Here is a 13,149-nt window from a genome sequence, read left to right as displayed (position 1 = left end):
TGTATGACATTTCACTAGGCTCGAAAAAACCTCGCCAAGTGATCTGCACATCGCGCGAAAGGAAAATGTTGCATTCTGCATAAATTTCCTACTTGTTTTATTGCGACATGAATAATAAAATTTGTAGAGATAAAAAATAAGGAATGGGAGAGTAACATGGCACAGAGAACAGATATTCACAAGGTACTGATAATCGGCTCAGGTCCTATTGTCATCGGACAGGCCTGCGAATTTGACTATTCGGGGACTCAGGCATGCAAAGCACTGAGGAGTCTTGGATATGAAATAGTTTTGGTTAATTCCAATCCCGCAACCATCATGACCGATCCGGAGATGGCTGACAGGACTTATATTGAACCCTTAAATGTGGACCGCGTTGCGGCTGTAATTGAAAAAGAAAGACCAGATGCCCTTTTGCCTAATTTAGGTGGACAATCTGGTCTTAATTTGTGTTCTGAGCTTTATAAGGCGGGTGTCCTGGATAAGTATAACGTCAAGGTTATAGGTGTTCAGGTAGATGCCATTGAGCGAGGCGAGGACAGAACAGAGTTCAAGAAAACCATGGATATGCTGGGTATAGAGATGGCAAGATCCAAGGCTTGCTACAGCATAGAAGAGGCTCTTGCAGAAGCGGATGAGCTCGGCTACCCGGTTGTTCTAAGACCTGCCTACACCATGGGCGGAGCAGGCGGCGGTCTTGTTTATAATAAAGAAGAACTGCAGACAGTCTGCGCTCGTGGTCTTGCTGCATCCATTATCCATCAGGTTCTGGTTGAGGAGTCAATCCTTGGCTGGGAGGAACTTGAGCTTGAGGTGGTAAGGGACAAGGACAACAACATGATCACGGTTTGCTTCATTGAAAACGTAGATCCTGTGGGTGTTCATACCGGTGATTCATTCTGTACTGCGCCAATGCTCACAATAGATGAAAAACTTCAGAAGGAGCTTCAGCGCCAGGCTTATAAGATTGTGGAGCATATAGGTGTTATCGGTGGCACTAACGTGCAGTTTGCTCACGATCCCAAGACAGGCAGAATTGTTGTAATCGAGATTAACCCCAGAACTTCCAGGTCTTCTGCGCTTGCAAGTAAGGCAACAGGTTTCCCGATTGCCCTTGTTTCCGCAAAGCTTGCAACAGGACTTACGCTCTCGGAGCTTCCGGATTCTAAGTTTGGAACGCTTGATAAGTACGTTCCGAATGGTGATTATGTGGTAGTAAAATTTGCCCGCTGGGCTTTTGAGAAATTCCGCGGAGTAGATGATAAGCTTGGAACTCAGATGAGAGCTGTGGGCGAGGTTATGTCCATAGGAAAAAATTTCAAGGAAGCTTTTCAGAAGGCTATCAGATCTCTTGAAAAGGGCAGATACGGTCTTGGAAATGTGAAAAAATATCAGGACATGGAAAAGGAAGAGCTTCTCCATCTTTTAAAGGATGCATCTTCTGAGAGATATTTCCTCATATACGAAGCCTTCAAGAAGGGCGTGACTGTTGATGAGATATTCGATATCACCAAGGTTAAGCATTATTTCCTGAATGAAATCAAAGAGCTTGTGGACGAAGAGGAAGAGATTGTTAAGAACTTTTCCGGGAAAATACCTGATAAAGATGTTCTTCTCAAGGCAAAAGAGGATGGATTTGCAGACATATATCTCGCAGGTCTCCTTGGTGTAAGCGAGGATGATATCAGAAATAAGAGAGACGAATTTGGACTTGTTGAAAAGTGGGATGGCGTTCACGTATATGGAACAGAAGGCGCAGCTTACTACTATTCAACTTATAAGTCAGATGCAAAGCTTGAGAATCCTAAGGCTGAAGACTCAGCTGATACCAAAAAGATAATGATCCTGGGCGGAGGCCCCAACAGAATCGGACAGGGTATAGAGTTCGACTACTGCTGCGTTCACGCTGCGCTTGCTCTGAAAAAACTGGGCTTTGAAACTATAATTGTAAACTGCAATCCTGAGACAGTTTCAACGGACTATGACACATCGGATACGTTGTATTTTGAACCCCTCACTCTTGAGGATGTACTGCAGATTTATAAAAAGGAAAAGCCGGTGGGCGTAATTGCTCAGTTCGGAGGACAGACACCTCTTAACCTTGCAGCTAAGCTAAAGGAAGAGGGTGTGAATATTCTTGGAACAACACCGGAAGTAATAGACCTTGCAGAGGACAGAGACCAATTCCGCATGATGATGGAAAAACTGGAGATCCCCATGGCTGAGTCAGGAATGGCTTCTGATGTAGAGGAAGCAAAAGCTATAGCAGCAAGAATAGGCTACCCTGTAATGGTTCGTCCTTCCTTTGTCCTTGGCGGAAGAGGAATGGAGATCGTTCGCGACGAAGAGAGTATGGAGGGATATATGAGGGCAGCAGTTGGTGTTACGCCCGATCGTCCGATTTTGATAGACAGATTCCTTCATAATGCGCTTGAGTGCGAGGCTGATGCGATAAGTGACGGTGAGAGAGCTTTTGTTCCTGCTGTTATGGAGCATATCGAGCTTGCAGGTATCCACTCCGGTGACTCTGCATGCATCATTCCTTCCAAACACATTTCTGAAAAGCACTTAAGGACAATTGAGGAATACACCAGAAAGATTGCGGTAGAGATGAATGTTGTGGGACTTATGAATATGCAGTACGCTATCGAGGATGATACGGTGTATGTGCTTGAGGCTAATCCGCGCGCATCCCGTACGGTACCGCTGGTATCAAAGGTTTGCGGAATCAGCATGGTTCCTGTTGCTACAGATATTATCACATCACAGCTTACAGGAAGACCTTCACCTGTGCAGGGGCTCATTGATTCTAAGAAAAATACGGAGCCTGAGTACTATGGTGTAAAGGAGGCTGTTTTCCCCTTCAATATGTTCCCTGAGGTCGACCCCGTACTTGGACCTGAGATGCGATCAACCGGTGAAGTTCTGGGACTTGCAAAAACTCCCGGCGAAGCATTCTTCAAAGCTGAGGAGGCAGCAGGCGCAACACTTCCGCTTGAAGGTGCCGTGCTTATCTCACTTAATAATGAAGACAAGCCGGAAGCTTCAGAGCTTGCTAGTGCATTTGCTGAGGAAGGCTTCAAGATATATGCTACGGGCAAAACCTATGAGAATATTGTGGAAGCCGGAATAGAAGCCACCAGGATCATGAAGAACTACGAGGGCGGAAGACCTAACGTAGAGGATCTAATAAAGAACGGAGAAGTTCAGCTTGTTATAAACACTCCCATCGGAAAAGGTGCTGCCCACGACGATGCATATCTTCGCCGCTCAGCAATCAAGGCCCGCCTGCCTTACATTACCACAGTAGCTGCTGCTAAGGCCGCTGCTCAGGGTATCAAGGAAGTTAAAAACGGCGGCTGCGGTAATATAAAATCCCTCCAGGAATATCATGGAGATAGATAAGGTACAAAAATTGATATGGCAGCTGGGGTGGTGTGGCCCTGGGGTTAAAGGCGCGCGGCATTATGATGTTTGGCATTGATGTGAGTTTGTGTTGATGAAGCTTGTGTTGATGGAGCTTGTGTTGATGGAGCTTGTGTTGATGGAGCTTGTGTTGATGGAGCTTGTGTTGTTGGAGTTTGTGTTGATGGAGCTTGTGTTGTTGGAGCTTGGTATTGACACTGCTTGAATAAATATCAGTTCCAGCTGTTTATAATAACTCGACTGGGTGAACATTTTTCTGCTACTATCAGTGAAACAGTGGATGGTAGCAGAAAGAATGGCAGTAAAGATTCTGCTACCATCAGGGAAACAGTGGATGGTAGCAGAAGGATTTGTAGTCAGGATTCTGCTACTATCAGGGAAATAGTTGATGGTAGCAGAAGGATTTGCAGTAAAGATTCTGCTACCATCAGGGAAACAGTGGATGGTAGCAGAAAGAATGGCAGTAAATATTCTGCTACTATCGGGAAAACAGTGGATGGTAGCAGAAGGAATGCCAGTCAGACGAAGGAGCAAGAATCCTGATCTTCGAAAATTTAGTGAAAAAACATCCCGCGCTGCATGCATTCTTTTGCATAGGCTTTGTACTTACCAACGCATAATAATAAGCATTGCCATAAGCATCAGATCCTATGCAGTTTTCCTGACAGTTCTTCTGATTATATTATTATTAAATCATATCATCCATCTCTCTATATATCTGTGCCCTCTGGACATAAAACATAGCAAAAAGATAAACGTAATAACAACAACTAAAAATAGTTGATCTCTCATCTTTCTAAGAAATTTTGCGCATTTTAAAAATGTTTGAGGGACAGATAATTAATATCAAATATTATCTATCTAAAGATAAATTATGATAATCGGTGCAACATTTCGCTTAATTCATCTGTATATAGTATAAGAGAATAATAATAAATAGTTGGAGATATTATACTATGAAAAAGAAAAAACTTATCGTACTCTCGCTCATTTCAGTAATGATTCTTTCTGCATGTGGAGCTAATTCAACGGATAATGGTGGAATTGTTGCAAAGCAGGATGAAAAGAATTATCTCTATTTTCATAAAGACGATACTGAATCTGGAATGAACCTAGAAGATCAGGATACGGCAGGATATGATGATTACTATGGAATATCTGATGATATGAATTACTATGGAATATCTGATGATATGAGAATAAAAGAAGGTGGGTGTGTTATAGGAACATCAGAGGATTCAAGACTTGAAGGAACTACCCATTATGAAGGGTTTGAAGAGATGGCAGACACGGATCTGGATGAAATCCTGTATGTTGCTTCAGGTGAATATCCTGACGCTCCAAAGCCTCAGATAATTTGCAATACAAGCTGGGCAAAAGTGCGACTTACCGCAAATAATGGTTCTGATTTTTATAACCCTGTGAGCATTACCTATGTCATGGAAAATGGCAAGAAGACTGCAAAGATAAAATTTGTAAAGACTTCTGAAGGTGAGATAGGAACAACTGCCATGATGTATTACGACGTACAGGTGCCATTTAAATACGACGTTGATAAAGCAGAAGTAGAGATTTGTGACGAAGATGGAAACGTCTTGGAAAGTGCAAAATAATGAAGAACAAAATACTAACAAACATACTAATTCTTTTCTTTGTAGTTGCATCATTTTGTATAACTCATATTCCGCTTTCTGTGATCCTGCATATCAACACAGACGATGTCACGGAAGCGGAATGCACCTGGTATAAAGAAGACGCTACTAAAATATTTGTCAATCAATATGCAAAAAAGACATACAGGCTATACTTTGGAGAGATTGGTTCAACAGCTCAAGCTGATATCAGTCTGTACCATGACGGGCATGAGATATCTAAATTTACAGACCTTGGAAGTCTGGGTCTGATCAGTCATGACGAAGTCATATTCCAGGAACGAGGATGTTACGCTGATGAAGGCATAAGACATATAAAGAATACTATTGCCTCAGCTATCATTTTTACCTTGCCACCGTTTTTACTTATCATTCTTGTAAAATGTGTGATTACAAATTGGATTTTGAGAAGAAAAATGGAAACTAAAATATTAAGCAGAAAATAATATTACACACAATGCCCGCTATAGGGCTTAGTGGGAGGATCATCAGAAATTAGTATTAAAAAAAGGCTAGTGTCTTGTCAGAATGACAATTTGTTTAATTACTTGTCTAATTCTCAATATGCATCGTCATCTTCAATCGCCGTAGCCACCGCTACGACTCATTCAGATTCCTATCCTATTGAGAATGATACTTCGTAATTAAATCAAAAGTCATCCAGGCAAAACACTAGTACATCGTTACTTAAATAACTGGACCAAATTCTTGCCTGCTTACTCGATAGCACAGCCTCAAAAGCCTCGCCGTAGCCCGCTACGCCTGCGTTTTTGAATCTGCACTCTCGGGCAAGCATTCTGCGAATTAGGCCAGTTATTTTGCGAACGATGTACTAGTGAGTCTATAGCTCATGATTATATGTGACTAAAAGTTTTGCGTATTTTACAGTTTGTTATGGGTATTACATAATTTACGTGTAAGGTTTGTAGTTAATAGTGATAATCATCCGAACTAAAAATCCTGTTGCGGATGCACTATTGTGTAGGACTAAATGACATGTGAAAAAAGTGTGACTTCTTGCGGATAAAAGCGGAAATAATCTGCAAGAATCCGGTTTTGTCAGATAAAGATGAAGGCTCGTTCAATACGATTATGAGGTATGACTTATGGCAAATGTATTGGCATTTGGTGATTCGAATACGTGGGGACTTATCCCCGGAACTAAGGAGAGATATCCCTGGGGAATCAGGTGGACCAGCCTTGTTCAGGATAACCTGGAGGAAGTGAGAATAATTGAGGATGGACTTTGCGGAAGGACGACAGTTTTTGACGATCAGCTTCGTCCATTCAGGAAGGGCACGGAGATACTGCCCCTTAGCCTTGAGAGCAACTACCCCATTGACGCGGCTATTATCATGCTTGGAACGAATGATTGCAAGACAGTTTTTAATGCAAATTCTCATATCATAGGAAAAGGACTTGAACTGTGTCTTGATGAACTTGAAAAGTACATAGCTCCTGAAAAGATTCTGGTGGTGTCTCCCATTAAACTTGGTGACGAAGTATATCTTCCGGAAAAGGATCCTGAGTTCGATGAAAAATCCATAAAAACAAGTGTTAGTCTAAGACGCGAGTATGAAAAGATAGCAAAAAGACGCGGAAATCAGTTCCTTGCAGCATCCGATTTTGCAGCTCCCAGTTCGGTTGATGATGAGCACATGGATGAAAATGGCCACAGAAGCTTATCAACAGCGATATCAGACAAACTTGTAGAGATGAGAATAGCATAAACATGAAAAACTTTCGGTGAATTACAAACTAATTTGTCGGAAGTTTTTATATTTGTAGTAATAGGTTATTGTTCATACAGCTCTGCGTACTTGCTGCGCTGAGCGTGAGATTGCTTAAAGGGTTGAATACTGGATTTGCCACTTTGCCGAAGGCAACTGGAATGGGCAAATCCCGTTGCTGTGAGCACCGTAAGGTGCGAACAGTAATAGAGTATGTAAAAAGTAATCACCATATTTCCCTATAATAAATGCATTTGCGTTATAATTTACTTATAAGGATAGAAAACAAGGCAACTTTTTAATATAGTTAACTTTTTTCATATGGATTAAATCGATAATAGCATATGATGGGAATAACGCAGACAGCATAGAATTAAGAGTCTTTGAAATACATTATTACGGGTGTTTGAGATTTTACAGTATTTGCACTAGATCGACGACTGATGACAACGCAGTAGATTCAAATTATAGCAAGCATATGGTTGAGTTAATATACAACAGCTACACTAGTGTCTTGTCTGGATGACAATTTGTTTAATTACTTGTCTAATTCTCAATATGCATCGTCATCTTCAATCGCCGTAGCCACCGCTACGACTCATTCAGATTCCTAGCCTATTGAGAATGATACTTCGTAATTAAATCAAAAGTCATCCAGACAAAACACTAGAAGAGGGATTCGAGTTTTAGGGGTTATCATGAAAATTGATATTAAGAAAATCACAAGTGGCGAGGAGAGCCTGACCATACGTTACAAAGAGCCCAATCCCACCGTGAACAGGATAATTGATATTCTGGATGGCGAAGGGGACAAACTCTGGGGCCGAACTGACATTGGAAGTGAGTGCGTTAGCCTCTCTGAGGTGCTGTACCTTGAAACGGTGGATGATAAGGTTTTCGCATATACCAGGGACAAGGTTATAAAAATTGATGGCTCTCTTTACTCGTTTTTGAATAGTATAAATGATGACAATTTTTTCAGATGCAGTAAGTCTATGGTGATCAATATAGCCAAGGTCAATGCCCTAAAAAGCTTGTCATCAAATCGCATTGACGCCACCATGGAGGGCGGCGAGCATATTATGATATCAAGGCGTTATGCCGTAGAATTCAGGAGATTATTGAGGGAGGAACGTTCATGACGAAGTCATGACATGGAATCGCTTAGACCGATATGGCAGGATTACGGAGTAATCGTGCCAATACATAATTAGGAGGGCGGGTAAATGAATGATAAAAAAAGAGTTACTTTATGGGAACTGTATCTTACAAAAGAAATTGGAATTGAATTCAAGGCTTGTCTTTACTTTTTCTCAATCCTGTTTTTCTACTGTGTATATCGCATGATTGGTGGAAGTTTCGTTGCGGACATACTTCATATGACCGAGATGATTCTTACCTGTTATATCATAGGTTATCTGCAGGTATATGTTTTATGGAATTTTGACGAAGCTGATGAATTCAGCTATAAGGTCTGCTTAGGGACTGCAATTTGTACGATTATCTACTGTACCACCTCATATCTGTTTTCATGGTTTGATAAAAATCTGCTGGCAACAGGCCTTTTTGCAGCTTACATAATTGTAGTATATTTGTGCGTCTTTTTGATATATAAATCCAAGAGAATAATTGATGACAGACGTCTAAATGAGGATCTTAGACTTTTTCAGTCAGAGCATAAAAAATAAAAAGGGATGGATTGCAGGGGAAGCCTCCTGTATAACATATAAAAAGTGAAACATAGGGGCAAATAAGTGCACTTTGCGGGAACAGCTATTGTTCCCGCTTTTTTTATTTGGTATTTGTAAGATAAGAAAGCTATGCAAGTTCTTTTAGCTGATTAGAAAATGGAAGGAGCAAGTGTTTATGAAAAATGTAGTTGAAATTCAAAATCTTACAAAGAGTTATGGGAAAAACAGAGGTGTTATTGATGTTTCACTGACAATAGAAGAAGGAGACATATTCGGGTTTATAGGGCCAAACGGTGCAGGAAAATCCACTACCATAAGGTCGATGCTGGGATTTTTAAAGATAAACAGCGGAAGCATAAAAATCCTGGGCATGGACAGCGTAAAAGATCATGAAAAGATCCTCGAAAACATAGGATACATGCCATCAGAGAGCTGGTTCTACACATCCATGAAGGTGAAGGATGTGATAAAGTATGCGGCTGATGTGAGGAATATTGATTGCAGCCTGGAGGCTGAAAAACTCTGCGAGAGGTTGAAGGTTGATGTAAACAAAAGGATAAAGGAATTGTCTTACGGAAACCGCAAGAAGGTCAGCATAGTCTGCGCCATGCAGCACAGGCCTAAGCTTTTCATTTTTGATGAACCCACAGGAGGGCTTGATCCGCTGATGCAGAGGACTTTTTTTAACCTCATCGATGAATATGTTAATGAAGGAGCAACCTGCCTCTTGTCAACTCACGTGTTATCTGAAGTAAACAAGTACTGCAGGCATGGAGCAATAATGCGTGAGGGTAGGCTTTCAATGTTGGATTCTGTGCTGATTGATGAGGATGAATTCATAAGGTTCTATGAGGAGTAAGGCATATAAGAGCAAAGAAATTTAGCAAGTATTTATGGGAAGCAAAGAGCACACAAGGCATATAAGAGCAAGGAAAAATTTCAAGCATTTATAAGAAGCAAAGCAACACTCAAGGCACATTAGAGCAAGTAGGTACTGCTGTTTTTTATAGGAAATGAAAATACATATAGATTCTTGAGCGCTTTTTCATCTTTGCGTTCAAGAAGTCAAAAATTATGAGAATAAGTAAGTTGTAAGAGGAGTGAATACTATGAGGACGATTTTAATAAGAGAAATAAAACTTAACTTCAAAAGTTTCCTGATATGGTCAATATCAGTTGGGCTTATGGGACTTTCGTGCATTCTTCTATATCAAAGCATGGAAGGGGATATGAAAGATATGGCGGATATGTTTTCCAATATGGGGGCATTTTCAGATGCGTTTGGTATGAGCACCCTTAGCATAGCCACTTTAAAAGGGTACTTTGCTACTGAGGTTGGTACGGTTCATGGCCTTGGAAGCGCCATGTTTGCTGCGATTTTGGCCATCGATATTTTATCAAAGGAAGAGGATAAGCACACCGGGGAGTTTCTGTTTTCGCTTCCTGTATCAAGAACCAGGGTGGTTATGGCAAAGGGAATCTGTGTAGCTATATTGCTTGTACTATTTACAGCAATCTGCGCTGTTTTTTATGTTGCAGGTTTCGTATATTTGAAGGAGGAGCTTCCAGCAGGTGAGTTTACATCCTTCATGCTCAGACAGCTCCTGATGAACATCGAAATCGCAGCGATTTGCTTTGGCATATCAGCAATCTCCGGGAAAAGTAAAATGGGTATGGGACTTGGAATTGCACTTGTTTTCTATGTGTATGACCTGATAGGCCGCGTGGTGCCGGATCTTAAGGACTATCTTTTTGTAGGGCCTTACTCTTATGCAAATGCATCGGAAATATTTTCCGGAGCAGAGACTGCTGCAGGTGCATTTATAACAGCTGCTGTGGTTATACTTTGTGCGACGTCATTTGCATTTGTTTGCTATGACAGGAGAGATCTTGCCAGCTGAATTGCAACAGAATTCTGACCATGTGTCTGTGAAAAAATTTTAAGTCAATTGCATGACTTCTCGTGAAAATAATAGAAATAATTGCCCTTCGCTTAGGGAGATTCCATTCCTTTTTTGCCATGATTTTGGTATAATTATGGTGAGAATACAGAGATGAGAAAAAGATTATCTATAAGAAGAGATGTTATTTTGGCTCACTGAAAAAATCGCTATTTTATATGAAATTATTATGGCGATATTTGAGCCAGGCAGAAAATTTAAAAAAATTATCAGGAGGTAATTGACATGGCTATTATAGATAAGATTTTCGGGGAACATAAAGGTATGTATAACTCCCCTTCAGAGGATGAGCTTCAGATGGAGCAGACAGGTACCAAGGAGAAAAAGCCCAAGGCTGAGATTTCCGAGGATGATACAGTAAGATTCACAGAGCATGACAGATTCTGGGAGGGAATGAAGTAAAGCGTAGGAATGAGTAAATCTCGTTGCTGTGAGTGCCATAAGGTGTGATCGGTAACAGATTCCGGGATACATTTATTTGTGATGTATTTGACACGTTGACACTGTGGTGTGACAGTGTTATGATTTGTGCAGACTATAATTTAGATAGAGGTTGCGTATTCTATCAGTACGGATTCTGATGCGACAGGCGCAGGAGAGGGATTCGGAAAGGACAATACGCCGAAGGATGAGCTTTCCTGAGGGGCTTAGACCTGGGCATACAGTGAATAATTGTATGACTGTCATCGCAAGATGGGGAGCTATCAGGCTAATTTAATCAATGATGATTCTATGAAGCTAACTCTCCGTGTGGTGAGTTAGCTTTTTATCTGTAATGAAATTGTATTAAGATATAGTTGCAGATTTGATGAAGCCATTTTTAAATATAGTTGCAGATTTGGTGAAGCTTATTTTTAATATAGATGTAGATTCGGTGAAATATGTTTTGAGCCGGATTAAATGAAGAGACTGTTTTTGAAAAATTGAGCTAATATATGACAGAAGGAGACATGTTTTATGGCAGTTTTTAAGGGAGCAGGAGTTGCAATAGCAACACCGTTTAATGAGGATGAATCGGTAAACTATGAAGAGTTCAAGAGATTGATCGATTTTCAGATTGAGAATGGAACAGATGCCATTATTGTATGCGGAACGACCGGCGAGAGTGCTACCATGACAGAAGAGGAGCACAAAGAGGTTTCAAGATTCTGCATAGAGTATGTCAATAAGAGAGTGCCTGTAATTGCAGGTGCCGGTTCTAACTGCACCAAGACAGCTGTTGAGCTTTCAATTGATGCTGCTAAGGCCGGAGCTGACGGAATTTTGTCAGTTACTCCTTATTATAATAAGGCAACTCAGGAAGGTCTTGTTCAGCATTTTACAGCTGTTGCCAAGGCAGTAGATATTCCCATCATTTTATATAATGTTCCCAGTCGCACAGGCTGCAATATTCTGCCTGCAACTGCTGCTAAGCTCTGCAAAGAGGTCGACAATATTGTGGGTATCAAGGATGCGACCGGCAATATGGCTCAGACAACCAAGATGATGCAGCTTGCTGATGGCGCAATCGATCTTTATTCAGGAGAGGACGGACTTGTTGTTCCGATCATGTCACTTGGTGGTCTTGGAGTTATTTCAGTTCTGTCAAATGTGGCACCCAGGCAGACTCATGAGATGTGCATGAAGGCGCTTGAAGGTGATTTTGCAGGTGCAACCAGACTTCAGCTTGAGGCACTTCCTCTCATAGATGCACTTTTCTCAGAGGTTAATCCTATTCCTGTGAAGGCTGCGCTTGAGATGATTGGCTTTAAGGCAGGCCCGCTTCGCCTTCCGCTTACGACTATTTCAGATGAAAACAGGGCAGTTCTTGAGAGAGAGCTTAAGAAGTTTTTGAAAATCTGAGAAACATCCTATAAAAAGATTTTTGAATTACAGTGCAATTAGCCGGGAGGATAAGTATGATAAAAGCAATTATGCATGGCTGCAATGGCCGTATGGGACACGTTATTGTTGACCTTGCTTCCAAAGATGAAAATATAGAAATTGTGGCAGGAGTTGATGCTTATGGTGAAAATAATTACAGCTTTCCTGTTTTTGATTCTATAGAAAAATGTGATGTTAATGCTGATGTGGTAATCGATTTTTCGAATGCGTCAGCTGTCGATAAGCTTCTTGAGGTATGCGCTGAGAAGAATTTACCTGTAGTTCTTTGCACCACAGGTCTTTCTGATGAGCAGCTCTCTAAAGTTAAAGCTACTTCTGAAAAAGTGGCTATTCTTAAGTCAGCCAACATGTCCGTTGGAATTAATATGCTGATGAAGGTTTTGAAAGAGATATCTCCTGTTCTTGATGCAGCAGGTTTTGACATTGAGATAGTTGAAAAGCATCATAATCAGAAGCTTGATGCACCCAGTGGAACAGCTCTTGCACTTGCTGACAGCGTCAATGATTCTCTTTCAGAAAAGTGTGAATATGTCTATGACAGAAGCACAAGACGTGAAAAGCGCCCTAAAAAGGAAATTGGTATTTCTGCTGTTCGCGGCGGCACAATCGTAGGAGATCATGATGTTATTTTCGCAGGAACGGATGAAGTTATTACTCTTTCACACAGAGCATATTCCAGATCAGTTTTTGCAAAAGGTGCTATTGAAGCAGCCAAATTTCTTGCAGGCAAAGGTGCAGGGATGTATGACATGAGCAGTGTTATCGGATGATATGTGTCTGATATATAAATGGGTTTTAGCGCTGT

Annotated in this window: 13 protein-coding genes and 1 riboswitch; all 13 genes read left to right on the top strand. The window is 41.0% G+C overall.

The window, feature by feature from the left end:
* Window positions 1–156 precede the first annotated feature (156 nt).
* A complete protein-coding gene (gene carB / locus ACHCNF_RS06300; RefSeq protein ID WP_408071929.1) occupies window positions 157–3,405 on the top strand; it encodes a carbamoyl-phosphate synthase large subunit in 3,249 nt (1,082 codons plus the stop codon).
* Between the two features lie 94 nt (window positions 3,406–3,499).
* Window positions 3,500–3,631 (top strand): hypothetical protein, encoded by a 132-nt coding sequence (locus ACHCNF_RS06295; protein WP_408071928.1) that lies wholly within the window; start codon window positions 3,500–3,502, stop codon window positions 3,629–3,631.
* On the top strand, window positions 3,628–3,969 hold the full coding sequence (locus ACHCNF_RS06290; RefSeq protein WP_408071927.1) for a hypothetical protein: 342 nt from the start codon (window positions 3,628–3,630) through the stop codon (window positions 3,967–3,969). Before ACHCNF_RS06295 ends, ACHCNF_RS06290 begins: the two co-directional genes overlap by 4 nt.
* Window positions 3,970–4,382: 413 nt before the next feature.
* Entirely contained in the window at window positions 4,383–5,039 is a 657-nt protein-coding gene (locus ACHCNF_RS06285) for a hypothetical protein (protein WP_408071926.1), read from the top strand.
* The gene (locus ACHCNF_RS06280; RefSeq protein ID WP_408071925.1) at window positions 5,039–5,524 is read left to right on the top strand and encodes a hypothetical protein; all 486 of its coding nucleotides are present in this window, start codon (window positions 5,039–5,041) and stop codon (window positions 5,522–5,524) included. The genes ACHCNF_RS06285 and ACHCNF_RS06280 overlap by 1 nt, the downstream gene beginning before the upstream one ends.
* Window positions 5,525–6,184: 660 nt before the next feature.
* Window positions 6,185–6,808 carry a GDSL-type esterase/lipase family protein gene (locus ACHCNF_RS06275; RefSeq protein ID WP_408071924.1) on the top strand — a complete coding sequence of 208 codons (624 nt, stop codon included), beginning with the start codon at window positions 6,185–6,187 and terminating at the stop codon, window positions 6,806–6,808.
* A 698-nt stretch (window positions 6,809–7,506) separates the two neighbouring features.
* Window positions 7,507–7,950, top strand: a complete 444-nt coding sequence (locus ACHCNF_RS06270; RefSeq protein WP_408071923.1) for a LytTR family DNA-binding domain-containing protein — start codon at window positions 7,507–7,509, stop codon at window positions 7,948–7,950.
* Window positions 7,951–8,034: 84 nt separating this feature from the next.
* Window positions 8,035–8,496: a DUF3021 domain-containing protein gene (locus tag ACHCNF_RS06265; protein WP_408071922.1), complete on the top strand. Its 462-nt coding sequence runs from the start codon at window positions 8,035–8,037 to the stop codon at window positions 8,494–8,496.
* A 178-nt stretch (window positions 8,497–8,674) separates the two neighbouring features.
* A complete protein-coding gene (locus ACHCNF_RS06260; RefSeq protein WP_408071921.1) occupies window positions 8,675–9,358 on the top strand; it encodes an ABC transporter ATP-binding protein in 684 nt (227 codons plus the stop codon).
* Window positions 9,359–9,608: 250 nt separating this feature from the next.
* Window positions 9,609–10,400, top strand: coding sequence for an ABC transporter permease subunit (locus tag ACHCNF_RS06255; RefSeq protein ID WP_408071920.1), 792 nt, complete (start codon window positions 9,609–9,611; stop codon window positions 10,398–10,400).
* Window positions 10,401–10,685: 285 nt separating this feature from the next.
* Window positions 10,686–10,862 carry a hypothetical protein gene (locus ACHCNF_RS06250; RefSeq protein ID WP_156035989.1) on the top strand — a complete coding sequence of 59 codons (177 nt, stop codon included), beginning with the start codon at window positions 10,686–10,688 and terminating at the stop codon, window positions 10,860–10,862.
* A gap of 137 nt (window positions 10,863–10,999) precedes the next feature.
* Window positions 11,000–11,172, top strand: a riboswitch (Lysine riboswitch).
* A gap of 245 nt (window positions 11,173–11,417) precedes the next feature.
* Window positions 11,418–12,302, top strand: coding sequence for a 4-hydroxy-tetrahydrodipicolinate synthase (gene dapA, locus ACHCNF_RS06245; protein WP_408071919.1), 885 nt, complete (start codon window positions 11,418–11,420; stop codon window positions 12,300–12,302).
* 56 nt (window positions 12,303–12,358) lie between these two features.
* Window positions 12,359–13,114 (top strand): 4-hydroxy-tetrahydrodipicolinate reductase, encoded by a 756-nt coding sequence (gene dapB / locus ACHCNF_RS06240; protein ID WP_408071918.1) that lies wholly within the window; start codon window positions 12,359–12,361, stop codon window positions 13,112–13,114.
* The last annotated feature ends 35 nt before the right edge of the window (window positions 13,115–13,149 follow it).

Source organism: Butyrivibrio sp. NATIVEDY162 (assembly GCF_045999815.1).
GTDB lineage: Bacteria > Bacillota > Clostridia > Lachnospirales > Lachnospiraceae > Butyrivibrio.
This window is presented reverse-complemented; position numbering and strand designations above follow the sequence as displayed.